Below are 26,568 nucleotides of genomic sequence, written 5' to 3'. Positions count from 1 at the left end.
GCGCTCTTGATGTCAGACTCCCTGAACAGTTCTCGATAATCGGGAAACTCAGAGCGCATTATCCTGTGGTCACACTCTGCCATGTGTTCGGGGTTCATCGCAGCAGCTACAGATACTGGAAAAACCGTCCTGAAAAACCAGACGGCAGACGGGCTGTATTACGCAGTCAGGTACTTGAGTTGCATAACATCAGCCATGGTTCTGCCGGGGCAAGAAGCATCGCCACAATGGCAACCCTGAGAGGCTTCAGAATGGGGCGCTGGCTTGCCGGCAGGCTCATGAAAGAACTGGGACTGGTCAGTTGCCAGCAGCCTGCGCACCGTTATAAACGAGGTGGTCGTGAACATGTCGCTATCCCGAATCACCTTGGGCGGCAGTTCGCAGTGACAGAGCCAAATCAGGTATGGTGCGGCGACGTGATGTACATCTGGACGGGGAAACGTTGGGCATACCTTGCCGTTGTTCTCGACCTGTTTGCAAGGAAACCGGTAGGTTGGGCAATGTCGTTCTCTCCGGACAGCAGACTGACCATCAAAGCGCTGAAAATGGCCTGGGAAATCCGCAGTAAACCAGCCGGGGTAATGTTCCACAGCGATCAGGGCAGCCACTATACAAGCAGGCAGTTCCGGCAGTTACTGTGGCGTTACCAGATCAAACAGAGTCTGAGTCGACGAGGAAATTGCTGGGATAACAGCCTGATGGAGCGCTTCTTCAGGAGTCTGAAAAACGAGTGGATACCGGTGACGGGTTACATGAACTTCAGCGATGCTGCCCATGAAATAACGGACTATATCGTTGGGTATTACAACGCGCTCAGGCCGCACGAATATAACGGTGGGTTGCCACCAAATGAATCGGAAAACCGATACTGGAAAAACTCTAAAGCGGTGGCCAGTTTTTGTTGACCACTACATTTTGCTTCTGCTGACTGAATGATGATTGGGCAGCGAGTGCAATATCCCACATAAATCCAGTCAACTCACGAGCCACCGCCGTAATGGCTACTTGTGATTTTTTCCCTTTTGCTGTCAGACTTCGGTAACGAGAACACAATCGTTGTTGAGCTTTCCATGCAATATCTTTGGAATATTGTGTTACAGAATCCGGTCGGTAATATATAAGCCATGCACCAACTTTTGCAGGTGTACGATAAGACCAGGCGGCTTCGTAAAGCAGACGTCTCAGTTCGCTGTTTCCAACTTTTGTTATTCCTCTGGGACGAATACTGTTTCCACTGGAATATTCACCTGGCACCAGTCCCAAAAAAGCCATGAGCTGTTTGGGATTGGAAAATCGCGAAAAATCACCCAGTTCAGCAACCAGGGTTATTGCGATTAGCTGACCAACACCTTTAAGAGCCTGCAACTGGCAGACCAGATTGCACAGAGACCACTCAGGTAACAGGCGAGATATTTCCTGGTCGAGTTGAAGTATGCGATCTTCAATCTGCTCCAGACTTTGACAATAGTGTTGAAAAGCAATCTGTTGAGATGGCTGACTAAGTGATTGATTAGCTAACCAGGTTCGGTGTTTTCCTGTCCAATGCTTTCCAGCATAACGTTTGTCTGTTCGCAATAGCATGCTCAGAATTCGCTGTCGGGCAACTCTGCTGTCTCGTTTAGCTGCTGCACGGGCTCTGATTAGATCCCGCATAGCTTCATGAGTCAGGTCAGGGAGCCAGACAGGGGTAAGTTCTCCAGCCCACAGTAACCTGGCGAGAGAAATTGCGTCCCGATGATCATTTTTGATTCTGTCTGTCGGTGATTTTGGTATCCGGGAAGGGGCAATAACTTGGCATTTTATATTCATCGCTGTGAGTTGATGATATAGCCCAAAACCACAGGGGCCAGCCTCATAGCAGGAAAGAATGTTTCCGTAAAGTCCTTGCAATTTCTGAAATAATCGACGTACAGCCTGGGCTTCGTTGTTAATCGTACCATAATAACGAACTTCGCCAAGCCGTTCAGGTGCAGCAATAGCAACCGCCAACGTTTCTTTATGCACATCCAGCCCGACGTAAGCCGCAATATTTTCCGAATGCATGATGATCTCCTCTGGAATATCCCACCAATGCTATAGTGAGTATATAAAGGTCATATCATCTACGTGTTCTTCGGCAGCGATCACGGCGGCGAGCGTGGCGCACTGCTGTACGGTCTGATCGGTACCTGCCGTCTGAACAGTATCGATCCGGAAGCATATCTGCACCATATCCTGAGCGTACGGCCGGAATGGCCTTCCAACCGTGTTGATGAACTCCTGCCATGGAACGTAGTACTCACCAATAAATAAGCGTCCATACGGTGCTCCGTTGACGCTTACGATATGTTTCTTCACCGTTTGGATATTCCTGCCTGATAGAGGATATACCTTCCAGAACAGTCATGACTTTACAGGATTCTGCATTAAAGAAAACAAGGACTTTTATCATATTTCATTACCCTGTTCTCTCGTGAATGTTAACTGGCTGATGTCATTAAGGTAAAAGCAAAGACGTGATGCTTTCGGAGGCTGCCTCGCCTCTTACGCACTTTATTATTTAACAAGCATTTAGCTTCTGCTTTCAGACTTTCATGCAGCAGCCCTGTACTTCATCACATCGGTCAGCACATTCATGATTGCGAAAAAATATGCTTACCTGATATTAAGAATAAACGACTTTCATCTGATTTAAGTTATGAATCGGTCTACTCAGGAATAATCCTTCATCGTTATTGCAGATCCACAATGATTTATTTATCGCAAAGTGTTACGTTTGCAGTAGTAGGACCTTTTTCACCGCGGTGAATAGCGAATTGTACTTTCCGTCCTTCAAATAAACTTTTAAAGTTGTCGTCATTAAGTGCAGAAAAATGGGCAAAGATATCTTTGCTGCCATCAAAAGGATGATATGAAACCAAAACCTTTGTCTTCGTCAAACTATTTTACCAGGCCTGTAATTCTTGATGACATACTAACTCCCGTTATACATGATTGTATTGATAGTAAACGTATAGTATTAATCGTATGGACTCATAAGGAGGGGATATCAGCGATAGCGTCTGGTAATGAGGGCTGCCCGGAAAATGTTTAACGTTCGTTAATACATCGAACTGGTGGGATTGATTAAGGCACAGAGAATCAATATAAGCAAATTATATTTTAGACGTCCAGTGGTCCTGCAAGGAAACTAAAAGTAGCTGTATGCTATTTTCAATGTTTAGTCTTTACGTGTTTTCAATCAGGAATTGACTTGTCCTACAAAATGGCAGGAATTGTCAAAAGTTATAACATTCTTAGTGTTAAAGGTCTCATCATCCCTCCTGATAGCCGAAAAGACGATCTGCTTCACATTTCAGCCGTTAACCCCCGCCAATCAGAATTACTCATCCCAGGAAGTTCCATAGAATTTTGCCGTATCAACGGTAACAGGGGGCCTGTGGCTGCGAACATCTACCTTTTCTGAATTTCAGTGCTTCAAAATAAATAGATTAAAACTCAACCAAATGTGATACGGTGAAGCTTATTCATTGAAAGGTTAATGGTTATGTCTGTTATCAATTACGCAATGAAACTTTTCAGCGGTGCGTCTACCGCCACCTGCCCTGTTTGTGGCTTAAAATCAGCTCAACCCTTGTCAAAAATCCGGAGCAAACAGGCCTTGCTTTGCCCCGGCTGTAAGGCTCTGTTTATCTCCCGACGCTAGTCCCAACCAAAACAGCATTCAGAGCCCATGCTCTATACTTAAGTTAAATTTCGGCAGTTGTTAAATCCCTGATGCTTTACGTCCATCCTGAGAGAACGTTTCTGAACTGATTTCGCAACTGTTCCTGCGTGCTAACGCTGCATCAGAGCAATGCTATGAAAATGAACCCCAGAGCGTGGTTTAACCGCTCCCGTATCCCGATGAATGCTGCCGGAAACGTAACGTTTTCGGCGAACGATCCTGCAAGCGAAAGCACTCCGCGGTCTGAACTCTTTTCGACCGTCCAGATGGAACGCTACGGTCAGAAGCTGGCGCGGACTCATAAAGTATCGCCGGATAAACATCCTTATTATCTTCTGAAAAGGCTTGGCGACAATGAGGACGTCATCACCCAAAACTGCTATGAGCTTAACGCGGGTAAAAAGACCAGTATCATGCCCGCCGGTGAATGGTTGCTGGACAATTATTATCTTATTGAGGAACAAATCCGCACCGTCCGCCAGCACTTGCCGAAAAGTTTTGGAAAAGGTCTCCCGTCGCTGATATCGCCGCTTAATTGCCCACGAATTTATCATATCGCATCAGAGGCCATTGCTCACGGCGATGGCCGCTGGGATGCTGCCAGCCTGACCAGTTATCTTACAGCCTATCAACAGGTGACCCCGCTAACGCTTGGTGAAGTCTGGGCGTTACCGGGAATGCTGCGCCTGGCGCTGATTGAAAATCTTCGTCGTATCAGCATGGAAGTGATAAAAGCCCAGCAGGACAGAAACCTGGCCGATACGTGGATAACCAAGATTTTCGAATGTGCAAAGAGTGCACCCGGTGATTTAATCATGGTAGTTGCCGATATGGCGCGCTCCCGCCCCCCATTAACCTGTGCGTTTGTTGCAGAGCTGGTGCGGCGCCTGCAGGGGCATGGGAATGCGCTGTCGTTACCTCTGACCTGGGTTGATCAGTGTCTTCGGGAACAGGGGATCACCACCGACGTTCTCATACATAGTTTCAATCAACAGCTTGCCGCCAGCCAGCTGTCTGTCAGTAACAGCATCGCAGGTCTGCGATTACTGGGTGAAACAGACTGGGCTGATTTCGCCGAAACGATAAGCGTCGTTGAACAGGCATTAAGCAAGGATCCTGCCGGGATCTATCCCCGGATGCACTTCAATACCCGGGATCATTACCGGCACGTAGTTGAGGTCCTGGCCAGAGACAGTGGTCTCAGTGAGCCTGAGGTTGCTGACAGAGTGCTGGCGCTTTCAGAGGAAAAAGCGCCTGATACACCGGAACATCATGTTGGTTATTATCTCGCGGGTGAAGGCCGGCAGGCGCTGGAAATTCATCTCCTGGCAGACACTTCAGGGCTCATACGCTTGCGGCACAGTTTCAACAGAATAACCCTGCTGTCATGGCTTGGAAGCCTGGCGTTGTTGACCACCGCAACGACCGCGGTAATATTGCTCGAAACAGCCATACAGGGCGCACAGTGGCTGTTGATCGCAGTGATACTGCCTTTGATTATCGCTTTAACGCAGTTAATGAGTGATTTACTCAGTGACGCAACCACCCGTTTTCGCGTTCCTCGTCCCTTGCCGGGGATGGATTTTTCAACCGGCATTCCCGCTGACAGCGCCACCATGTTAGTCATCCCCTGCATGCTGACCAGCCACGAAAGTTTCAGCCAGCTCCTCACCAGTCTTGAAGTCTGCTGGCTGGGGAATGAACACGAAAATCTCAGGTTCGCGCTGCTCACTGATTTTGCTGATTCTGAAAATGAACCCGCGCCGGAAAATCATGCACTGCTCAGACAGGCTATCGCCGATACGCAGGCACTCAATCGCCGCTATCCCTCCAGTCGCCCACGTTTTTATCTGCTACACCGCCAGCCTGAATGGAACCCCGCGGAAGGGATGTGGATGGGCTATGAACGCAAGCGGGGAAAACTGGCGTTGCTGAACAGCTGGTTGCGCCATCCGGAAACGCAATTCGTCAGCGTTGCGGACATGCCTGTTCACCTTTTACCAGGCTACATTAAATACGTCATTACCCTGGACAGTGATACGGTGCTGCCGCGCGATACGGCACATAAACTGGTCGCGGCAATGGCGCATCCGCTGAATACGCCAGAGTATGATCCGGTACGCCAGAGGGTTGTCAAAGGATTTGGCATTCTGCAGCCCGGTCTTGCGGAGGAGATACCACGCAACGGTCAGGGGCGTTACGCCGCCCTGCGCAGCAGCATACCGGGTAATAACCCCTATTCGATGATGTCTTCGGATATCTATCAGGATCTCTTTGGGGAAGGATCGTTCGTGGGCAAAGGGATTTATGATGTCGATACTTTTGTGCAGGCCACTGCTAATATCTGCCCGGAAAATCTGGTTCTCAGCCATGACCTACTCGAAGGGTGCTATGCGCGCTCGGGTCTGCTGAGTGAGGTGTTACTCTACGAACAGTACCCTAATAATTATCTGTCGGATGTTGCACGCCGTTCACGCTGGATCCGGGGTGACTGGCAACTGCTTAACTGGCTGAAACCACGCGTCAGAAAAGCCGATGGAACCCGGGCCAGGAATCCGCTGACTGCGCTTTCTTACTGGAAATTACTCGATAATCTACGTCGCAGTCTGGTAGCCCCTTCTTTACTGGTATTGCTGTACTTCACCCTGCTTTGGGTACCCAATCCGGTTTACTGGCTGGGCATACTGTCACTGATTTGGCTGTTGCCAGCCATCCTCTGCATCACCCATGACCTTCTGCATAAACCTCTGCGCCGCCGCCTGAAGCCGCATCTGTTACTGGTGGGGGCGGGCGCGCTGAAGCGTCTGTCAGGTATCGGGATTAATTTTGCGATACTGCCGCACGAAGCCGGATATTCTTTGAAGGCGATTGCCGTGACGCTATGGCGAGTGGGGATCAGCAGGCGTGGCCTTAGCCAGTGGGTCAGTCATAGCCAGGACAGCAATCAGTCCACACCCGCTGTTGTGCGGTTTTATCAGGCGATGTGGCTGAATGTTGTCGGTGGCGTGACGCTGATAATACTGACCGGACAATTTGCCCCCCAGCTACTATGGATTGCGTTGCCGATCGGTTTGTTATGGTGTGTGGCACCGCTGCTGATGAGCTGGTTGAGTCGCCAGCCCGTGCGTAAGGTTTTTTCGCCAAATCAGGAACAAAAACAGCTGTTACGCCAGACCAGCCGTGAAATCTGGGCTTTTTTTGAAACCTTTGCCACAGCAAAAGAGAACTGGCTTCCGCCTGATAATTATCAGGAAATACCGCAACCGAAGGTGGCCCATCGCACTTCCCCTACCAATATTGGTCTTTCCCTTATGGCTAACCTGACGGCATGGGACTTTGGCTACCTGCCCGGCGGAGAGGTGCTCCGGCGCGTGTCGCTCACGCTCGACACGCTGGACAAAATGGAGCACTACCGGGGCCATCTCTACAACTGGTATGACACCCGTACGCTGATCCCCCTCAGTCCACGCTATATCTCCAGCGTCGACAGCGGCAATATGGCCGGGCATTTGTTGACCCTGCGTGCAGGGCTGTCCTCCATGCGTCATCAGCCTGTTTTAAACAGCCAACAGATACTGGCAGGTCTGAACGATACTCTGGATATTCTGGAAAAACAGTGGGGTCAGAACCCACCTGACAGCCTGCGACTGCTGCGCAAACACTGCCTGAGCGCGGTGTCACTCTCTCCACAGGCGTTTTTCAGTGAACTGAAAAACATGAGCATACAGTGCAACCATCTGTCCACGTTATGTCATCAGGGGTCACCCCTTCAGATTCGCTGGGCAGGACATCTGGAGAATCAACTGGTTCAGTTCTGCCATGAGTGGTCGTTGTTGCTTGGCTGGTTACCTGTATCGTGGAACGAACAGACGCTGCCGACGCTGAGCGAGCTTGCCCGTCTGACATTAACCGGTACAGGAACATTGCCGACGTCAGCGACGGAGCAGGCCCGAATGCGACTCAATATTATCACCGAACTTGAACAGCGACTGGAAGAGCATGCCCGGATGGATTTCGCCTTTCTGTACAGCGAAGCAACCAGTCTGCTCTGTATCGGTTATAACTGTGATACGGATACGCCTGACAAGAGCTACTACGATCTCCTGCCGTCTGAAATCCGCCTGACCAGTTTTCTTGCCATTGCGACTAATCAGCTACCTCTTAAAAGCTGGTACACGCTGGGGCGACTGTTTACCACGATTGATAATGAAACTGCCCTGATGTCATGGAGCGGGTCCATGTTTGAATACCTGATGCCGAATCTGGTGATGCCCACCTGGCCCGGTAGCCTGCTCGATGAAATGAGTCAGTCGGCGGTTATGCGCCAGATTCACTGGGGAAAAGAACGCGGGGTACCATGGGGTGTTTCCGAGTCTGGCTATCATTCTTTTGATGTTCAACATAATTATCAATATCAGGCATTTGGCGTACCGGGGCTTGGTCTGCGCAGGGGGCTTGCCGATGACATGGTTGTCGCACCATACGCCGCAATGCTGGCGCTGATGGTTTCTCCACAGAGAGCCTGTGAGAACCTGTTCAGGCTGCAAAAAAATGGCGCACACGGCGAATACGGCTTTTATGAAGCGCTGGACTATACCCCTTCACGCCTCGCAACCGGCCAGCTCTATGCGGTGGTACAGTCCTGGATGGCGCATCACCAGGGTATGGCATTTCAGGCACTGGCTCATGTGCTGCTTGACGCCCCCATGACTGAACGATTCATGTCCAGTACGGTATTCCGGTCAGCGAGCCTGCTGTTACAGGAGCGCGTGCCGGATGCGGTCGATCTGTACAGTCCGCGCCGTCATTTTGAATCTCATGAAGGCAGGGTCAAACCCGTCCGCTATGAACCCCGTATCTTCTATAGCGTGGATACACCAACTCCTGATATTCAGCTCCTGTCCAACGGCCATTATCATCTGATGTTGACCGCGGGCGGCGGTGGTTACAGCCGCTGGAACGATATTGCACTAACACGCTGGCGCAGTGATACCACCCGTGATAACTGGGGAGCATTCTGCTACATCCGTGATACACAGACGGGGGATGTATGGAGCAACACCTGGCAACCGACAGGCAACTCCAGCGGACAAGACGAGGAAGTTTTCTTCACTGATGCGGGGGCTGAATTCAGACGCACCTTCGGGGGGCTCAGCGTCAAAACGAAGGTGGTAGTCTCCCCGGAGGATGATGTTGAGATACGACGACTCACACTGATTCATCGTGGTCGCAAGCCTCGCTCTCTGGAGCTGACAACCTATGCCGAAGTGGTACTGGCCCCTGATGCCAGCGATCTGGCACACCCGGCATTCAGCAATCTGTTTATTCAGACTGAGCTGGATCCTGAGCGTGGCGCCATTCTTTGCCACCGGCGCCCGCGCGCTCCTGATGAAGCGAGCCCCTGCCTGTTTCACATGATGGTGGTGCATGGCGATAACCGACATAACGTCTCGTTTGAAACGGACAGGGCAAAATTTCTTGGTCGTGGCAGAAACCCTGCTGATGCCTTGGCAATAAAGGCGGGGGGGACGCTCAGCAACACGTTGGGGTCAGTGCTGGATCCGATACTGGCGATTCGCCACGCCATCACTCTACAGCCGGGGCATCCGGTCACGATTGATATCATTTATGGTATCAGCGAGACCCGTCAGCAGAGCCTGGCGCTGCTGGAAAAATATCGCGATTACCCTATTGCCGATCGCGTCTTTGAACTGGCCTGGTCTCACAGTCTGGTGGTATTACGCCAGATGAATGCCAGTGAAGATGATGCAACTTTGTTTAATCGTCTCGCCAGCGCTGTGCTTTACCCTGTCGAGGAGCTACGCGCCGAAGGCCAGGCGATCAGCCGCAACCGGCGCGGTCAGTCCGGTCTGTGGGGCTGGGCAATTTCAGGCGATCTGCCGATAGTGCTGTTCAGTATAACCGGCGAAGAAAGTATCGCCTCAGTGACTACACTGATTCAGGCACACCGTTACTGGCGACAGAAAGGACTGGATGTTGATTTGGTTATCCTGAATAACAGCCCCGACGGCTACCAGCAGGGATTACAAAATCAGATTATGGAGTTAATTTATGCTGGGTCTGAAGTCAGTCTGCTGGACAAAACGGGCGGGCTTTTTGTCCGTAATGGCGAGCATCTCTCCGCAGAAGATAAGTTGCTTCTGATGAGCGTGGCCTGTCTTTATCTTGATGACCGCGCAGGGAGTATTAATGAGCAGCTTAACCAGCGTATTCGTACCCTGAAATCGCCGGCCATAGCATTCATTCCGCGTGCTGTGCGCGAGCGTAATCAACATACGGACTGGAGCCCCGATATCAGTCAGTTATGCTATTTCAATGGGGTCGGTGGATTTTCTCAGGATGGGCGGGAATATCAAATTGTTCTGCGGGAAAATGCGCAGACACCGGCTCCCTGGTCAAACGTACTGGCAAACCCCTGTTTTGGCAGCGTGATTTCAGATGCAGGACAGGCCTATACCTGGTATGAGAATGCCCATGAATATCGATTAACCCCCTGGGAGAACGATCCGGTGAGCGATCGCTCTGGCGAGGCGTTTTATCTGCGTGATGAAGAGACCGGGGAAAACTGGTCACCGACAGCGTTGCCTGTTCGTGGACACGGTGATTACCTGACCCGACATGGTTTTGGTTACAGCGTCTTTGCCCATCGTGAAAGTGGTATAGACAGCGAGCTGACGGTCCTGGTTGCCGAAGAGGCGCCAGTTAAACTGGTACTCCTGACGCTCAGTAACTCTTCGGGACGGACACGCAAACTTTCCGTAGCTGGCTATGTGGAGTGGACGCTGGGTGAATCCCGAACTCGCTCAGCCCCTCACATTGTGACACATGCGGCCAGAACGCCTGGCGGTTGCGGGGTGCTGGCGAACAATTTTTATGGTGATAATGGTGGCGACCGAACTGCATTTTTTGCCGTCAGTGGTAATGACTGTTCGCTGACAGGGGACCGCCGGGAGTTTATCGGCCGTAATGGTTCCCTTCACGCGCCGTCGGCCATGAAACTGCGCAGGCTTTCAGGTAACACGGGTGCTGGTCTGGATCCCTGCGGGGCGGTGCAATCGACGGTAACATTAATTGATGGGGATCAGAGGACGTTTATTTTTATCCTCGGCGCAGAAGAGAACGATGTTTGTGCTCAGGAGACGCTGGCCCGTTACATGAACGAGGATACGGTCCGCCAGGAGCTGAACCGGATTCATAACCACTGGCACAATGTGCTCGATAAAATCGTGGTTAACACCCCCGACACGTCCGTAAATTTACTGGTCAATGGCTGGCTGTTGTATCAGACAGTCGCCTGTCGCCTTATGGCCCGCAGTGGTTACTATCAGTCTGGCGGTGCATTTGGTTTTCGCGATCAGCTGCAGGATACGCTGGCACTGAGTCATGCTGCTCCGGACCGGATGCGTGAGCAGATAATACTCTGTGCATCACGGCAGTTTATCGAGGGTGATGTGCAGCACTGGTGGCACCCGCCACACGGAAACGGTGTACGTACTCGCTGTTCCGATGACTACCTGTGGCTTCCTCTTGCTGTTTGCCACTATGTTGAAACGACGGGGGATATGGATGCACTGGAAACACGCATCCCTTATCTGGAAGGCCGCCCGCTTCAGCCTGGTGAGGAGTCAGTCTATGACACGCCGGTTATCAGCGGCACCGAAGAGACACTCTGGTTACACTGCCTCAAAGCTATTCACTATGGACTTCGCTTCGGGGAGCATGGCCTGCCGCTGATGGGGGCTGGTGACTGGAATGACGGGATGAACCGGGTGGGTATCGAAGGCAAAGGTGAAAGCGTCTGGCTGGGTTTCTTCATGTACGATATTTTGCAGCGGTTTGCTGCACTGGCGGAGCGCAGGCTGGATGAAAGTGTCGCCTCGATGTGCCGTTTACAGGCTCTGCGCCTGCAAAGCAATCTCGAAGCCCACGCCTGGGATGGTGAATGGTACCGGCGCGGGTATTTTGATGATGGGACTCCCCTGGGGGCGAAAGCCTCACAGGACTGTCGGATTGATGCGATTGCGCAAAGCTGGTCTGTATTGTCCGGGGCCGCGAGCGCGGGACGGTGTGCAAAGGCCATGCAGGCGCTGGATAAGCACCTTGTGGATAACGAAGGGGGACTAATTAAACTGTTAACGCCTCCTTTCGATGGACACGGTCCAAATCCGGGTTACATACAGGGGTACCTGCCCGGTGTGCGGGAAAACGGAGGGCAGTATACTCATGGCGCCATCTGGGCCGTGATGGCATTTGCCCGGATGGGGAATGCCGAACGTGCCTGGCAACTCTGGTCTATGCTCAACCCTATTAATCATACTCTGGATGCGGGCTCTGTCGGGATTTATAAAGCTGAGCCTTATGTCATGAGTGCTGATGTCTACAGCGTCGCTCCCCATACCGGACGTGCAGGATGGAGCTGGTATACCGGTTCTGCAGGCTGGGCCTGGCGTTTACTTACCGAGGAGTTACTGGGAATAAAACGCACCGGCGCTGATTTTACTGTTCATGCCCGGTTACCGGAGGCATGGCCGTCTTTTTCTATTGCTTATCAGTATGGCGAAAGCCATTATCAGATTAGTGTCTCACGCGGCAATGCAGAATATCGCGTGACACTGGATGGTGTTCTCCTCCCTGATGACAGAATACCGCTGAAGGATGATGGACAAAACCATAAGGTTGAGATCATTCAGAACTGACACTGATCCCGGAGGCGCATTAACGTCTGCCGTTAATGCGCTGATTATCCTTGAGAACATCAATCGCAGTCTGCATGGCGATTTTGTCATCTCGCCTTTTTTGTTTGTCCTGCATGACCTGAAGGTATTCCAGCAAGGTGCGGGTATTAATCGGTCGGCTCTGTTTACCCACAGACAGCACAGCTTCGCCAAGAATAATTTTCACTGGCGGTAGTTGTGCCGGATACCAGTCAAGGGTGTCTTCTGATTTCATCATAAATTTCTCACGGAAGGGTAGTATATCATAAATGTGACGTTCAATTTTCAATATCTGATATCCCGATTCAGACACAACTTAACATAACTTATGGCAGCTATTTTTATATTAAAGCGTATAATAATTACTGTGTTCCTCAGAGAATTATTTATGTCTTATACAAAAAGGGCTCAGGTATTTTAAAGAAAGAACGGTTCATGTTGCCTGCCCGGTATGCGCACACAGAGCTGATCAGAAAGCCGGTAAACTAAGAAAAGATGCGGTTCTTGAGTGCCCTGCCTGCAGGCTGTTGTTCAGACCTTCAGAATGCTGGTGTATCGGCGGCTGATGAGCTTCTGCTACTTAACGTCAGTGATGACGGTAAATGACAAGATTTCTCCTGTACTGCAGTTGTTGAGGGCATGATAATGAAATCTAAAAAATCTGTTTTTATTGAAGGATATATCCTTTCGAACAGCTGTCATGGGCAGGCCGGTCAACCTTTCTGTATTCACCGGGTCAGGTTTAGTAATGGCAAATATGCGATTCTCCGGGAGGCATCCGGGATATGTTTCAAGCCTGGCGATATTATTCAACGAAACGATTGCGAGTGGTTTTATAAACTTACCCAGATTCGCCTTCTTTCTTTTGAATACCTTGAGGATGATGAATCAAGAAGACAATTTCTTGAGTATCAATGATAAATCCATGGATTTATAACAGAATAACTTTGCTGGCTTACAATTTATTCATGACTCTTTAAATTCTTTACCAGTCATTGCAAAATTACTTTTTTCTTAATTTAGATGAATTTAAATTGTCTAAAACAAAATGCATCGCTAAAGACGAATTGCCTCATTGTTTTCCTTTTGCGTTATAACCTTCATTAGCATTAAGGAAATTTATGGCACAAACTTTTACTCATAATTTACTTCATCCTCGCCACTGGCTTACCTGGTCTGGTTTGGGTCTGCTGTGGCTTCTCGTTCAACTTCCTTATCCGGTTTTACATATTCTGGGTTCTGGCCTTGGAAAAATATCCAGCCCCTTTCTGAAATGCCGGGAAGGAATTGCGATTAGAAATATCGAACTCTGCTTTCCAGGGATGACACCGTTTACCCGGAACCAGATGGTCAATAAAAACTTTGTTTCTCTCGGGCTGGGACTGATGGAAACGGGAATGGGCCGCCCGCGATAACGGCCTTGCCGTCCCGGAATGCGTCACCCGCCGACAGGCGATGGTTGATCAGGCCCGCAGCCTGCTGAAAGGAAGTCGCCGCCGGCTCCGCTTTACCCGGCCATGCAGGGCATGGCCTTGTGGGGTTTCAGTTATGTGGCCGTCGTGTTGTGTGCGGGCAGTGCCGTGCCTCCATCTTAGCCGGGCTGGCGGGGATGCAAGGGTAAAATGAACGCGGCGGTCACCCGGTCCCTCCTTCCCGTCTGCCGTGATTTTCCGGCCGTCCGTCCGCGAAAACGCGTCCGTCCCCTTCAACTCCCGTCAGCCGTGTGCGTCAGGCTGCGGCTTCCCTTGCGCCCCTGCATCCCCGCCTTATCGCCCGGCTTTTATGGAGGCACGGCACCGCCCGGTGTCGCGGAGTATGTGAACAACGGAGGAAAACATCATGCAATATGCGAAACCTGTCACTCTGAACGTTGAAGAGTGCGACCGTCTCTCCTTTCTGCCTTACCTGTTTGGCCAGGATTTTCTGTATGCCGAAGCGTCTGTATACGCGCTGGCGAAAAAAATGATGCCGGAATATGAAGGCGGATTCTGGCACTTTATCCGCCTGCCGGACGGTGGCGGTTACATGATGCCGGATGGCGACCGTTTCCACATGGTGAACGGTGCAAACTGGTTTGACCGTACCGTGAGTGCTGATGCCGCAGGCATCATTCTGACTTCCCTTGTGATTAACCGTCAGTTGTGGCTGTACCACGACAGCAGCGATGCGGGGCTGACTCAGCTTTACCGGATGCGTGATGCGCAGTTGTGGAGCCACATCGAATTTCACCCCGAATGCAACGCGATTTACGCGGCACTGGACTGATTAACGGACGGGGCGGCAATGCCGCCCCTGTAAAGGAGGCGAAGAAAAATGAACATCAGCACGGAAACCCGCGAAATTCTGCGCAATTACAAAGCCGTGATTAATGCGCGGCGTCGTGAAATGGGGCAGAAACCGTTCACCACTGCGCAGATTGTTGATGAAATCTGCGATTTTGTGGCGAATCAGCAGGCTGTTTTCCTGGGCGGTCACTACATCTTACAGGGCAGCAGAAACAGGTGATACAGGGCAGGCGGTATAGGCCGCCTGTCAGCCCGCGCGAAAACCCCTGGCAGGCTGACGCCTGCCGGAAGGGAAGCGGGCCACGCTGACGCGTCGCCCGTTACCCTTCCCGTTTGTGATGTGTCAGGAATGTTTTTTCCTGATGTTATATTTCTGTGGTTACTGTGCCTGTTACTGTTGTTGTTCTTCCTGTTCTTTCCGTTCTTCTCCTGTTTATGGCTTTCCCGGGCGCCCCCCTGGCGGGTCGGGCTGTCGTGAACGGAGCCAGCGAAGCTGTCTCCGCCCTGGCGGGCTTCCATCCCTGACGCGAAACCCTGGCTTGCAGCGACCGTTCCGGTCGCGCCGCCTCTGTCGCGCCGTGGCCTGCGCTCCCGGCATCCCGGCAAAAGGCCGCCGGGATGTAAGGCGCAACGCCGTTTCGCGCACGCGCTCTTCGTCGTTGCGGCGGGTCCCTGCTCATTGCCTGCCGGGTGCCACACACCCGTTTGAGTCCCTGTCGCCGGGGGCTGATACAGCCACAACCTGCCGCACTGACTGTCCAGGGTAAATGAACAGCCCACAAAATTTTTTACCCGGAACCCGGTAAAAAATTTTGCGTTCTGCCCAGGACAGGTGCGTCAGGCCGTGGCAGTGATGCCCCTTGCGGCGAAGGTTCTCAAACGGGTGAAGTTCATACCACAGGGAATACAGCAGCAGGTTCCCGCGAAACGTCAAAACCGCGGCTCCCGAAACTCAACGGGTGATGTTCTTTAAAAATCAGGATTTATTTCAGGCTCCGGCAATACGCATTTATGTGTTCTGTCAGCTATCCGGCTGGCAGGTAATGAGAACGCAGAAACAGAAGGAGGAATACACCGGAAAACGTCAGATGCAGATATGAAAAAAGCAGGTCAGTGACCTGCTTAATCCACGCCGCAGAGACTGCACGAACAGCCTCTGCGGCTTCATCTAACCTACGCCATAAGGAGATTCATTTATGACGGTAAGTATTGTTTCACCTTCCTCAGCGGCTGTAAAGCCCCGTCATACCCGTTTCAGACGCGAAGACATCCCCGCGCCGGAAATTGACCCCGTGCTGAAAGCCTTCGGGCGACACATAGCCCGGAGTTTTCACCGGGGACGTGGTGTACACATCCCCGCCATGAAAAACACGGCTTTCGGGCAGGTGCTCCGCACACTCGAACTGAAACGCGCTTTTAACTGATGAGGTGAGCCGCCCCGCGAGGGGCGGCAACAGACGGAAGGAGAACATTTTATGACATTAGCAGCAATCACCATGACCGCCCCGGAAGCCGCCAGCCCTGTGCAGATGTACCGCGCGACCTACTCACCGGATGACAACAAACTGCGCCTGTATGCCGCGTCACGTCTTGACCCGGAGACGTATAAAAAAGTGCATGATGCCGGTTTCCGCTGGGCACCAAAACAGGCGCTGTTTGTGGCGCCGGCCTGGACACCGGGCCGGGAAGACGTGCTCCTCTCACTTGCCGGAGAGATTGAGGATGAAGACAGCACGCTCGCTGAACGTCAGGAAGCTCGGGCGGAGCGGTTTACCGGATACAGCGGAAAGCGGGCCAGTGAATCCGCACAGGCACTTGATGAAGTGGAAAGACTGGCCGCGATGATCCCGCCCGGTCAGCCCATTCTTGTGGGGCATCACAGCGAACGCCGCGCCCGTCGTGATGCGCAGCGTATTGAAAACGGCATGAAACGTGCCGTGATGCTCTTTGAACGTGCGGAATACTGGGAAGAGCGGGCGCGGTCGGCACTGCTTCACGCGAAGTATAAAGAACGTCCGGATGTTCGCTGGCGTCGTATCAAAAAAATCGAAGCTGATTTGCGAAAGGCTGAAAAGACCATCGCGCAGTCGCAGAAATATCTGACGATGTGGCAGGCTGAATCGCTGGATCTGAATATGGCAAAACTCATCAGCAGTCATGACCATATCAGCGCCTGTTTCCCGCTGGATAAGTACCCGCGTCCGGCAGAAAAAAGCCAGTATGAAGGAAGTCGATCGTTATGGTCGGCCCTGGATGATGACATCATCACCACGGAGCAGGCCCGCGAAATTGCGATCCGCTGTCATGAACGGCAGATTCAGCGTCAACAACGCTGGGTTAACCACTATCAGAACCGCCTGATCTATGAGCGTGCCATGCTGGACGAAAGCGGTGGTGTGGTTACCCGGACACAGGATTTTGAGCCGGGCGGGCAGATTTGCAGCCGGGGCGAGTGGCTGACCATCATTCGCGTGAACAAAAGCAACGGGGCGGTGAGTTCAGTCACAACGCCAAATTACAGTTTTCTCGGGTACAGCGGCACGATGAAAGTGACGCCCGATCGCATCACGGACTACAAAGCGCCATCGGCAGAAGAGGCTGCCGTCGCCAGACAGGCCGCGAAGCGTCCGCCGGTAGTCAACTATCCGGGGGAAGGTTTCCGGGAAATGACAAAGGCACAGTGGGCCTCCCTGCCCCGGGACTGTAAGGCCGTGCGCAGTGTGGCAGAGGCAGAAGAGCACGGGGCATATCGTTACCGCCGCACAATGGACAACAATTTCCGCCTGGTGAATGTGTATATCACCGACATGAAAATTACGGAAATCCCACAGAAATAAGGTATATCCCCCCGGGAAATCCCCGGGGGATGACGGAGATAATGACATGCACAGTCAGTTAAAAGAACGTATCCGGCTGATGCGCGCAAGGCTGGATAACGCCGCGCCGGTTGCTGAAATCCGGGCTGAATCTCAGCTTTTTGTGACTCCTGCCCCGGTCTGTGATCGCCTGGTGACGCTGGCGGAGATCAGCAACCGTGATCACATTCTGGAACCCTCTGCCGGCACCGGGGCCATACTGCGGGCGATTCGGGATACCGCACCGGGGGCCATGTGTGATGCGGTGGAGATTAACAGCGGGCTGGTCCGGTATCTGCGGGACAATTTTAACGGTGTCAGGGTACAGTGTTGCGACTTCATGGAATGGCAGCCGGTGCAGTATTACAGCCGGATTATCATGAATCCGCCGTTCAGTCACGGGCAGGATATCCGGCATATCCTGCGGGCTTTTTCCCTGTTGCGTCCGGGGGGCGTGCTGGTTGCCGTCTGTCTGAACGGGCCGCGCCAGCAGGAGAAGCTGTTACCGTTTTCTGACGTCCGCGAGGAGCTGCCACGCGGTACGTTTGCTTATACCCGTGTTCCGACGATGATTATTCGTCTGCGGGCCTGATGACGCCGGGCAGGCGGGAGGATAAATGCCTGTCTGCCCGCGCCGGGAAAAGACCGCGCGCCGGTGGCGCTGAAAGGGGCCGCGCTGACGCGCCGCCCCTTCCATTACGCGGACGTTCTGATGGGGGCTTCTGTCTTTTCAGACCTGTCATTTGTCTGTTACTGATGATGTTGTTGTTCCTGCTACTGCTACTGCTACTGCTACTGCTACTGCTACTGCTACTGCTACTGTTCTTCTTTTTTCTGATGCTCTCATTACTGTCTGTTTTGTTGTTCTCCTGCTTATGCCTTTTCCGGGCGTCCCCCTGGCGGGGCGGGCTGTCGTGAACGGAGCCAGCGAAGCTGTCTCCGCCCTGGCGGGCTTCCATCCCTGACGCCAAACCCCCGGCTTGCAGCGACCGTTCCGGTCGCGCCGCCTCTGTCGCGCCGTGACCTGCGCTCCTGGCATCCCGGCAAAAGGCCGCCGGGATGTGAGGGGCAACGCCGTTTCGCGCACGCGCTCTTCGTCGTTGCGGCGGGTCCCTGCCCGTTGTTGTGTCCGGTGCCACACACCCGTATGAGTCCCTGTCGCCGGGGGCAAAGACAGCCACAACCGTCTCCGCCAGTCCAGGGGTGAAATGCACATCCCGCAAAACTTTTTGCCCGGAAGCAGGCAAAAACTTTTGCGGTCTGCCCCCGGACAGTCGTTTCCGGCCGTGGCAGTGATGCCCCTTGCGGCGAAGGTTCTCAAACGGGTGATGGTTAATACCGGAGGGAACAAACGGCAGGTCCCCGCAAAACGTCAAAACCGCGGCTCCCGAAACTCAACGGGTGATGGGGGCTGAAAACATCAACAGAAGGAGGCACATCATGGCAGTTCGTGGCATTAACAAGGTCATTCTTGTCGGTGTGCGCCGTTGAAGCGCGGTGTTTTATGGAGTGTTGCATGAAAAGCAACATGGCTTAGTGGTATAGCCATTGCATACTGTGGTTAGCCTCGCTTGGTAACAGGCTCGGAGATCCTGAAAAGGAGAGGTGAACATAGCATCCACAGAAAAGGGTGGTGAATACGGAAATCGTTATAAGTATCACCACTCAATGCAAGATGTATATGGATAAACTGGGTTTGTTGAAGTCGAGATCTATGTGGGAAACAGGAAACCAATAACGCAGAACGATTGAAGCGTTATTCCCGTAATAGCACAAGAAATCCGCCCTACGTTGATTGTGACCACTCTAACGGGCCAGCTATTGATGAAATAGTTAAACGATCGAAAGACATCCTAAGTACATCGCATCTCCACACCGTGAAACTACGGGACTACCTAAACTGGATTTATACCCAGCATGGTAGCGGAGTCTCCATAGTACTCAAGGTCGGCCTGTAATGGGCTACGGCAGTCCGCATTATACGGAAGCAGCAAAGGTATAAATCAACCGGAAGGGAGATGAAAGCCTCACAGTGCTGCGGGGAAGGGAGACAGTTGTTAGATACATCAATCTCTAAGAGGAGGGTTAGCCAATGCTGCCTGATGAACTTGAGAAAAGATTAGATGGAATTGAGGATGCTTCAAAAAAAGGGTATCCAGTACGTAATCTATACAAAATTGCGTGTGAGCCCGGACTGTGGCTGCAAGCCTACGTGAATATACGGGCCAATGCAGGTGCACTGACTCAAGGTGTATCAACAGATACCATTGATGGCTTCTCTATCGAAAGAGCAGAGAAGCTGGCAAAAACATTGCGGAGTAGAGAATACGTAGCGAAACCTGTACGCAGAGTTCAGATCCCAAAAAAGGACGGAAAAACCAGACCGCTGGGGATTCCAGGTGGAGACGATAAACTGGCGCAAGAAGTAGCAAGAATTATTCTGGAAAGGGTTTATGAACCAGTATTCTCTGAACACTCTCATGGATTCAGACCAAAACGTTCGTGTGAAACTGCGCTCAGATCTATTCGTCCAGTCTGGAACGGAGTTAAATGGATCGTGGATGTTGATATCAAAGGTTTCTTTGACAATATCCCCCACAAACTATTGCTGAATACACTGGCAGAGAAAATTAAGGATAAGAATTTCCTGAAATTAATCGAACAGTGGCTGAAGGCAGGATATGTGGACAATTGGAAATACCATCGCTCATATTCTGGCACGCCACAAGGTGGGATAATTTCTCCCTTACTGGCAAATATATACCTCGACAAACTGGACCGTTTTGTAGAACAGAACTTAATTCCTGCATATACAAGCGGTACAAAACGAAGAGCGAATCCAGATATGAACAGGCTGGCCCACAAGATTCATAAACTACGAAAGAAAGTAGACGGTATGGCAACTGATTCTGAATCAGAAAAAGAAGCCATAAAGAAAGAAATTGAACGACTGCTTGAAGAAAAACGTTCTATACCATCTCAGGTCATGAACGATCCAAACTTCAGGCGTATGTACTATGTTCGATATGCTGATGACTTCGTAATCGGTGTCATCGGCTCGAAGAAAGATGCTGAACATATATCAAGACAGGTCAGAAACTTTATTACTACTTCACTGGGATTGGAAGTTAATGAAGCAAAGACCAGGATCCGCCATATCTCAGAAGGAGTTAATTTTTTAGGCTATGAAATCAGACAGGCAGATGCAAAGAAATTGCTGAAGCAGAAAATGCAAGGGCGGCACGCTCTCCGGAGATCCACCACAGGAATTGTGCAGCTCTTCGTTCCTGACAATATAGCCGCTAAATTTTGTCACCAAAAGAAATATGGCTGTTATGAGAATGTGAAGGCTGTACATCGTTCAAGTCTACAAAATCTCAGTGAAGCTGAAATTGTTCTGACTTTCAACGCGGAAATGCGCGGATTGGCGAACTACTACAGTCTGGCGCTGGACATGAAATATAAATTATCAAAATTATATTTCATATGGCAAATAAGCCTTTTTAAGACCCTAGCGAATAAACGACGTAGTTCAGTGAATAAAGTCGCCAAATCGCTACGGCAAAATAATGGAGATCTGGCTATTACCGTTCAGGCCAAAAATGGATCCCGAAAGATTGAGGTTTTCAAACTCAAACATGTCAATCGCAACCGAACAACGATTGTCGATACGGAACCGAGAACCGCACATATCACAACCCGCACAACAGAGATCATGCGTCGATTAGGGGCAAGGATCTGCGAGTATTGTGCGAAGACTGGGCGCTGCGAAGTACATCATGTCAGAAAGCTAAAAGACCTGAAGAAAGGTCGTAAGGCCGGATATAAACCCAGCCTGTGGCAACTAATGATGATCGCACGCCGCCGGAAAACGATGATTTTGTGCGCAAGTTGCCACGACAAGTTACATAGCGGAAAACTACCCGATCTGAGACAGGAAAAGGGAAGAATACTCCTGCAACCACCTGTCTCAAGCGGGGATTCTGCTAAATGAGTTTATCCCCAATAAGCTAGCAATGGAGAGCCGTATGCATTGAAAGGTGCACGTACGGTTCGGAGGGGGGGTAACGGTGATCTAACTCAAGATAAGCAGGACATATTCGCCATTTATCTTGAAAGACCACACGTACCCTACCCTACCGCCTGGGAAAAGATCCGGAAGTCCGTTACATCCCCAACGGGGGCGCAGTGGCAAACCTGCAGGTGGCCACGTCGGAAACCTGGCGTGACAAACAGACAGGGGAGATGCGGGAGCAGACAGAATGGCATCGCGTGGTGCTGTTCGGCAAGCTCGCGGAAGTGGCTGGCGAATATCTGCGCAAGGGCGCGCAGGTCTACATCGAGGGGCAACTCCGTACCCGTAGCTGGGAAGATAACGGTATCACCCGTTACGTCACTGAAATTCTTGTTAAGACCACGGGCACCATGCAGATGTTGGGACGTGCCGCAGGTGCACAGACTCAGCCGGAAGAGGCACAACAGTTCAGCGGTCAGCCTCAGCCGGAACCACAGCCGGAAACGAAAAAAGGAGGCGCGAAAACGAAAGGCCGTGGACGTAAGGCCGCGCAGCCGGAGTCGCAACCGCCGGAGAGTGACGATTACGGGTTTTCAGATGATATCCCGTTCTGAACGACTGACTGTGACAACCGCCCCGTCCAGTGCGGGGCATCACCGGAGAGATGAGGATGAGCGAATATTTCAGAATACTTCAGGGGCTGCCTGACGGCTCCTTTACCCGCGAACAGGCTGAAGCCGTTGCCGTACAGTACCGGAACGTCTTTATCGAGGATGACCACGGCGAACATTTTCGACTGGTTGTCCGCAATAACGGTGTAATGGTCTGGCGCACCTGGAATTTTGAGGACGGTGCCGGGTACTGGATGAACCATGTCATCAGGGATTTCGGCATTCTTAAGTAAGAGAGGTGCCGGACGGGGACACGTCCGGCAGACATACAACCATCCCAGCTAAAGGAGAAATATATGTCAGTTACAGAGTCTAAGGCAAAAAAGGGGTATAAATCCAGCCATAAACTGTCAAAAGCACAGGAAACCGTCCTGTCTGCCCTGCTGGCGCAGACGGAGGAAGTGAGCGTGCCGCTGGCTTCACTGATTAAGTCACCGCTGAATGTACGCACGGTGCCGTATTCTGCGGAGTCCGTCAGCGAACTGGCGGACTCCATTAAAGGTGTCGGCCTGTTACAGAATCTGGTCGTGCATGCCCTGCCAGGTGACCGCCACGGTGTCGCCGCAGGTGGTCGCCGACTGGCAGCACTCAACATGCTGGCAGAGCGTGGCATCATTCCGGCTGACTGGCCTGTCCGCGTGAAAATTATTCCGCAGGAACTGGCGACGGCTGCATCGATGACCGAGAACGGTCATCGTCGGGATATGCACCCAGCCGAACAGATTGCCGGATTCCGCGCAATGGCGCAGGAAGGCAAAACACCTGCACAAATCGGTGATTTGCTGGGCTATTCACCCCGCCACGTTCAGCGAATGCTGAAACTGGCTGACCTTGCGCCTGTCATCCTCGATGCGCTGGCAGAAGACCGCATCACCACAGAGCACTGTCAGGCGCTGGCGCTGGAGAACGACACCGCGCGTCAGGTGCAGGTGTTTGAAGCCGCCTGCCAGTCAGGATGGGGTGGAAAACCGGATGTGCGGGTTATCCGCAACCTGATTACGGAAAGTGAAGTGGCGGTGGCGGGGAACAGTAAATTCCGCTTCGTGGGGGCTGATGCCTTCTCGCCAGATGAACTGCGCACCGATTTGTTCAGCGATGACGGGGACGGTTATGTCGACCGTGTGGCGCTCGATGCCGCTCTGCTGGAAAAACTCCAGGCTGTCGCTGAACACCTTCGGGAAGCCGAAGGCTGGGAATGGTGCGCCGGACGCATGGAGCCTGTCGGTGAGTGCCGTGAGGATGCCGGAACATACCGCTGTCTGCCGGAGCCGGAAGCGGTGCTGACGGAGGCGGAAGAAGAACGCCTGAACGAACTGATGACGCGTTACGACGCGCCGGAAAATCAGTGTGAGGAATCCGACCTGCTGGAAGCAGAAATGAAGCTGATGCGCTGCATGGCGAAGGTCAGAGCGTGGACGCCGGAGATGCGTGCCGGAAGCGGTGTGGTGGTGTCCTGGCGTTACGGCAATGTGTGTGTCCAGCGTGGTGTGCAGTTGCGCAGTGAAGATGACGTGGCTGACGACGCTGACCGCACGGAACAGGTGCAGGAAAAGGCCTCCGTGGAGGAAGTCAGCCTGCCGTTGCTGACGAAAATGTCCTCAGAGCGCACGCTGGCAGTCCAGGCAGCACTGATGCAGCAACCGGACAAATCCCTGGCACTGCTGGCATGGACGCTCTGCCTGAATGTGTTTGGCAGCGGAGCGTACAGTAAACCAGCACAAATCAGCCTGGAATGTAAACATTATTCGCTGACCAGCGATGCGCCATCGGGGAAGGAAGGTGCCGCATTCCTGGCGCTGATGGCCGAAAAAGCCCGTCTTGCAGCCCTGCTGCCGGAGGGATGGTCACGGGACATGACGACGTTCCTGTCACTCAGCCAGGAGGTACTGTTGTCCCTGCTCAGCTTCTGTACCGCGTGCAGCATCCACGGCGTTCAGACCCGTGAGTGTGGTCACACGTCACGCAGTCCGCTTGACCCGCTGGAAACCGCTATCGGATTCCACATGCGCGACTGGTGGCAGCCGACAAAAGCGAACTTCTTCGGACACCTGAAAAAGCCGCAGATTATCGCAGCCCTGAATGAGGCCGGACTGTCCGGTGCCGCGCGGGACGCGGAGAAAATGAAGAAAGGCGATGCGGCTGAACATGCAGAGTTCCATATGAAAGACAACCGCTGGGTGCCTGGCTGGATGTGTGCTCCACGTCCACAGACGGATACCACTGAACGCACCGACAACCAGGCCGATGCCGCCTGACCGCCAGTTATAAACCATTTATCACGCCGCCCCGCCGGAGACGGGGCGGCAGCAAGGGAGATACCGTGATGAAAACTGAACTGACCCTGAATGTATTACAGGCCATGAGCGCACAGGAATACGAAGATATCCGGGCTGCCGGAAGTGATGAACGTCGTGAGCTGACACACGCCGTGATGCGGGAGCTGGATGCGCCGGACAACTGGACGCTGAACGGCGAGTACGGCAGCGAGTTCGGGGGCTTTTTCCCCGTCCAGGTCCGTTTCACACCTGCCCACGAACGTTTCCACCTGGCGTTATGTTCGCCGGGTGATGTCTCTCAGGTCTGGGTGCTGGTTCTGGTGAATGCCGGTGGTGAGCCGTTTGCGGTGGTTCAGGTGCAGCAGCGGTTTGCACCGGAAGCCGTCAGCCATTCACTGGCACTGGCAGCGTCACTGGATGAACAGGGATACAGCGTCAGTGACATCATCCATATCCTGATGGCGGAAGGAGGTCAGGTATGAGCGCACGTTCACAGGCACTTGTTCCCCTCAGCACAGAGCAACAGGCCGCATGGCGGGCGGTGGCGGAGACGGAAAAACGCCGCCATCAGGGAAACATGCTGGCGGAATATCCGTATGCAGGGGCGTTTTTCCGCTGTCTGAACGGAAGCCGCAGGATATCGCTGTCTGACCTGCGATTTTTCATGCCGTCCCTGACCGCAGAAGAACTGCGCGGCAACCGTTCTCAGTGGCTGTATGCCATTGATGTGCTGATTGAAACACAGGGCGAGGTCTGCCTCCTTCCCCTTCCCGGCGATGCAGCAGAGCGGCTGTTCCCGTCGGTACGGTTCCGCGTCAGGGAGCGCAGTCGCCATAAATCCGCGCTGGTCATGCAGAAGTACAGCCGCCAGCAGGCACGGGAGGCAGAGCAGAAAGCCCGTGCGTACCAGGCGCTGGTCGCTCAGGCTGAAATCGAACTGGCATTCCATTCGCCGGAAACAGTCGGAAGCTGGCATGCACGCTGGAGTGACCGGGTGGCAGAGCATGACCTGGAAACCCTGTTCTGGCAGTGGGGCGAGCGTTTTCCGTCACTGGCCGGAATGGAACGCTGGCAGTGGCAGGATATGCCGTTCTGGCAGGTCATTGCAGAGGCTGGTATGGCGGCAAGGGAGGCCGGTCACGCTGTCCGTGAGATGGAGCGGTGGATGGTGCCGAACAAACTCCGGGAGGCGGCGTGATGCGGCAACAATCACACGGATTGCCCGTGAACTGGATGAACGACCAGATTATTTTCAGGGAAAGTGAGTGTGGTCAGCGTGCAGGTATATGGGCTATGATGTGCCCGGCGCTTGAGGCTTTCTGCCTCATGACGTGAAGGTGGTTTGTTATCCTGTCGTGTGGCAGAAGGACAAAAGCCCCGTAGTTAATTTTCATTAACCCACGAGGCCTCTGCATGTCTAGTCCACGTCAGTATGGCCTCTTACCGTGCAAATTGCAAGGAGGAGTAAACCATGAAACTACCGGGAAACGCCCTTATCTGGTGCGTATTAATCGTGTGCTGCACGTTGTTGATATTCACACTCCTGACCCGGAATCGTCTGTGCGAAGTCCGGCTGAAGGACGGATACAGCAACTGTCTTGAATGATAAAATTAAAGAGATACCGAATGGTATGACATATCCCATTCTTCGTTCTTCCTGAGCATCGCATTCAGGATTGTCAGCAGCTTTCTCATGCAGGCAACAAGTGCAACTTTCTTTGGCTTTCCAACGGCCAAAAGCCTGCTGTAGAACGCTTTAATCACAGGGTTAAATCTGGTAGCAACAAGAGCGGCCATATACAGTGCGGTTCGCGCACCAATTCTTCCGCCAAATATGGTTCTTCGCCCGCGCATCGTTCCTGAATCACGGTTAACAGGAGCCACACCAACGAGCGCGCTGTCAACGACGGATGAAAAGTGATCCACTTATATCTCCACCAACGGCCCAATATTGATCCACCGTTTTACTCAGGATTAGCTTCAGCTATAACCCCGGCCTTTCGTTTCTGTCTGAGTCGATAGCTT

General features: G+C 52.5%; 20 protein-coding genes and 10 pseudogenes. 24 read left to right on the top strand and 6 right to left on the bottom strand.

Going from position 1 to position 26,568, the window contains the following annotated elements:
• A partial coding sequence (locus A9587_RS22655; protein WP_105281957.1) for an IS3 family transposase occupies positions 1-905 on the top strand: 905 nt, incomplete at its 5' end.
• On the opposite strand, the gene A9587_RS22650 is transcribed toward A9587_RS22655, so the two are convergent.
• Complete coding sequence (locus A9587_RS22650) at positions 880-2,043, bottom strand: IS110-like element ISEc45 family transposase (protein ID WP_105264001.1); 1,164 nt, start codon at positions 2,041-2,043, stop codon at positions 880-882. The two genes, A9587_RS22655 and A9587_RS22650, sit on opposite strands and share 26 nt — an antisense overlap.
• Before the next feature lie 60 nt (positions 2,044-2,103).
• Here A9587_RS22650 and A9587_RS22645 point away from each other — a divergent pair.
• Positions 2,104-2,292 (top strand): annotated as a pseudogene (locus tag A9587_RS22645) (transposase domain-containing protein); the annotation flags it as partial.
• A gap of 440 nt (positions 2,293-2,732) precedes the next feature.
• Here A9587_RS22645 and A9587_RS22640 read toward each other — a convergent pair.
• Positions 2,733-2,892 (bottom strand): annotated as a pseudogene (locus A9587_RS22640) (cold shock domain-containing protein).
• A 340-nt stretch (positions 2,893-3,232) separates the two neighbouring features.
• Between A9587_RS22640 and A9587_RS22635 the strand changes: the two are divergent.
• The 3 genes from A9587_RS22635 to A9587_RS22630 all read left to right on the top strand — a co-directional run bounded on the left by A9587_RS22635 (position 3,233) and on the right by A9587_RS22630 (position 12,423).
• The gene (locus tag A9587_RS22635) at positions 3,233-3,445 is read left to right on the top strand and encodes a cold shock domain-containing protein (RefSeq protein WP_105264000.1); all 213 of its coding nucleotides are present in this window, start codon (positions 3,233-3,235) and stop codon (positions 3,443-3,445) included.
• Positions 3,446-3,520: 75 nt separating this feature from the next.
• Positions 3,521-3,685 carry a YnfU family zinc-binding protein gene (locus A9587_RS25310; RefSeq protein WP_336595940.1) on the top strand — a complete coding sequence of 55 codons (165 nt, stop codon included), beginning with the start codon at positions 3,521-3,523 and terminating at the stop codon, positions 3,683-3,685.
• A gap of 155 nt (positions 3,686-3,840) precedes the next feature.
• Positions 3,841-12,423, top strand: coding sequence for a GH36-type glycosyl hydrolase domain-containing protein (locus A9587_RS22630; protein WP_105281956.1), 8,583 nt, complete (start codon positions 3,841-3,843; stop codon positions 12,421-12,423).
• 19 nt (positions 12,424-12,442) lie between these two features.
• On the opposite strand, the gene A9587_RS22625 is transcribed toward A9587_RS22630, so the two are convergent.
• Positions 12,443-12,676, bottom strand: a complete 234-nt coding sequence (locus A9587_RS22625; protein WP_097762288.1) for a hypothetical protein — start codon at positions 12,674-12,676, stop codon at positions 12,443-12,445.
• Positions 12,677-12,806: 130 nt separating this feature from the next.
• Between A9587_RS22625 and A9587_RS25735 the strand changes: the two genes are divergently transcribed.
• From A9587_RS25735 to A9587_RS24805, 6 genes and pseudogenes are all read left to right on the top strand, one after another.
• On the top strand, positions 12,807-13,007 hold the full coding sequence (locus A9587_RS25735; RefSeq protein ID WP_213078485.1) for a YnfU family zinc-binding protein: 201 nt from the start codon (positions 12,807-12,809) through the stop codon (positions 13,005-13,007).
• 79 nt (positions 13,008-13,086) lie between these two features.
• Complete coding sequence (locus A9587_RS24820; RefSeq protein WP_172945926.1) at positions 13,087-13,359, top strand: hypothetical protein; 273 nt, start codon at positions 13,087-13,089, stop codon at positions 13,357-13,359.
• A 203-nt stretch (positions 13,360-13,562) separates the two neighbouring features.
• Positions 13,563-13,841, top strand: a pseudogene (locus tag A9587_RS22615) (LpxL/LpxP family acyltransferase); the annotation flags it as partial.
• Positions 13,828-13,932: pseudogene (locus tag A9587_RS25305) on the top strand (DUF1380 family protein); the annotation flags it as partial. The pseudogenes A9587_RS22615 and A9587_RS25305, both read left to right, overlap by 14 nt.
• Before the next feature lie 348 nt (positions 13,933-14,280).
• Positions 14,281-14,706 (top strand): antirestriction protein, encoded by a 426-nt coding sequence (locus tag A9587_RS22605; RefSeq protein WP_105263998.1) that lies wholly within the window; start codon positions 14,281-14,283, stop codon positions 14,704-14,706.
• Between the two features lie 48 nt (positions 14,707-14,754).
• The gene (locus A9587_RS24805) at positions 14,755-14,946 is read left to right on the top strand and encodes a hypothetical protein (protein ID WP_097422143.1); all 192 of its coding nucleotides are present in this window, start codon (positions 14,755-14,757) and stop codon (positions 14,944-14,946) included.
• On the opposite strand, the pseudogene A9587_RS25730 reads toward A9587_RS24805, so the two are convergent.
• Positions 14,916-15,406, bottom strand: a pseudogene (locus A9587_RS25730) (hypothetical protein). The gene A9587_RS24805 and the pseudogene A9587_RS25730 overlap by 31 nt on opposite strands.
• A gap of 516 nt (positions 15,407-15,922) precedes the next feature.
• Here A9587_RS25730 and A9587_RS22585 point away from each other — a divergent pair.
• Genes A9587_RS22585 through A9587_RS22575 form a run of 3 tightly spaced genes read left to right on the top strand, consistent with a single transcriptional unit; the run spans position 15,923 to position 18,173 of the window.
• The gene (locus A9587_RS22585; protein ID WP_000218654.1) at positions 15,923-16,150 is read left to right on the top strand and encodes a hypothetical protein; all 228 of its coding nucleotides are present in this window, start codon (positions 15,923-15,925) and stop codon (positions 16,148-16,150) included.
• Positions 16,151-16,201: 51 nt separating this feature from the next.
• On the top strand, positions 16,202-17,563 hold the full coding sequence (locus tag A9587_RS22580) for a DUF3560 domain-containing protein (protein ID WP_105263997.1): 1,362 nt from the start codon (positions 16,202-16,204) through the stop codon (positions 17,561-17,563).
• A gap of 46 nt (positions 17,564-17,609) precedes the next feature.
• Positions 17,610-18,173 (top strand): methyltransferase, encoded by a 564-nt coding sequence (locus A9587_RS22575; protein WP_021548773.1) that lies wholly within the window; start codon positions 17,610-17,612, stop codon positions 18,171-18,173.
• Here the strand turns inward: A9587_RS22575 and A9587_RS25300 are convergent.
• Positions 18,154-18,720, bottom strand: a pseudogene (locus A9587_RS25300) (hypothetical protein). The gene A9587_RS22575 and the pseudogene A9587_RS25300 sit on opposite strands and share 20 nt — an antisense overlap.
• A 69-nt stretch (positions 18,721-18,789) precedes the next feature.
• Between A9587_RS25300 and A9587_RS24800 the strand changes: the two are divergent.
• The 10 genes and pseudogenes from A9587_RS24800 to A9587_RS25290 all read left to right on the top strand — a co-directional run bounded on the left by A9587_RS24800 (position 18,790) and on the right by A9587_RS25290 (position 26,149).
• On the top strand, positions 18,790-18,996 hold the full coding sequence (locus A9587_RS24800) for a single-stranded DNA-binding protein (RefSeq protein ID WP_105264094.1): 207 nt from the start codon (positions 18,790-18,792) through the stop codon (positions 18,994-18,996).
• Positions 18,983-19,060: pseudogene (locus A9587_RS25580) on the top strand (single-stranded DNA-binding protein); the annotation flags it as partial. The gene A9587_RS24800 and the pseudogene A9587_RS25580, both read left to right, overlap by 14 nt.
• A 613-nt stretch (positions 19,061-19,673) precedes the next feature.
• Positions 19,674-21,575, top strand: a complete 1,902-nt coding sequence (ltrA, locus tag A9587_RS22550) for a group II intron reverse transcriptase/maturase (protein ID WP_000936285.1) — start codon at positions 19,674-19,676, stop codon at positions 21,573-21,575.
• Positions 21,576-21,724: 149 nt separating this feature from the next.
• Entirely contained in the window at positions 21,725-22,210 is a 486-nt protein-coding gene (locus A9587_RS22545) for a single-stranded DNA-binding protein (protein ID WP_105264041.1), read from the top strand.
• Positions 22,211-22,266: 56 nt separating this feature from the next.
• Entirely contained in the window at positions 22,267-22,500 is a 234-nt protein-coding gene (locus A9587_RS22540) for a DUF905 family protein (RefSeq protein ID WP_105264040.1), read from the top strand.
• 63 nt (positions 22,501-22,563) lie between these two features.
• Positions 22,564-24,522, top strand: coding sequence for a ParB/RepB/Spo0J family partition protein (locus A9587_RS22535; RefSeq protein ID WP_105264039.1), 1,959 nt, complete (start codon positions 22,564-22,566; stop codon positions 24,520-24,522).
• 68 nt (positions 24,523-24,590) lie between these two features.
• Positions 24,591-25,025 carry a conjugation system SOS inhibitor PsiB gene (psiB, locus tag A9587_RS22530; protein WP_105264038.1) on the top strand — a complete coding sequence of 145 codons (435 nt, stop codon included), beginning with the start codon at positions 24,591-24,593 and terminating at the stop codon, positions 25,023-25,025.
• Positions 25,022-25,808, top strand: a pseudogene (locus tag A9587_RS22525) (plasmid SOS inhibition protein A). Before psiB ends, A9587_RS22525 begins: the two are co-directional and overlap by 4 nt.
• Positions 25,809-25,956: 148 nt before the next feature.
• A pseudogene (locus tag A9587_RS25295) lies at positions 25,957-26,073 on the top strand (DUF5431 family protein); the annotation flags it as partial.
• A complete protein-coding gene (locus A9587_RS25290; protein ID WP_236942022.1) occupies positions 26,039-26,149 on the top strand; it encodes a Hok/Gef family protein in 111 nt (36 codons plus the stop codon). The pseudogene A9587_RS25295 and the gene A9587_RS25290, both read left to right, overlap by 35 nt.
• Positions 26,150-26,154: 5 nt before the next feature.
• Here the strand turns inward: A9587_RS25290 and A9587_RS22515 are convergent.
• A pseudogene (locus A9587_RS22515) lies at positions 26,155-26,442 on the bottom strand (transposase); the annotation flags it as partial.
• Positions 26,443-26,568 lie beyond the last annotated feature (126 nt).

The sequence above is a fragment of the Escherichia sp. MOD1-EC6162 genome, assembly GCF_002965125.1.
Taxonomy (GTDB): domain Bacteria; phylum Pseudomonadota; class Gammaproteobacteria; order Enterobacterales; family Enterobacteriaceae; genus Escherichia; species Escherichia marmotae.
This window is presented reverse-complemented; position numbering and strand designations above follow the sequence as displayed.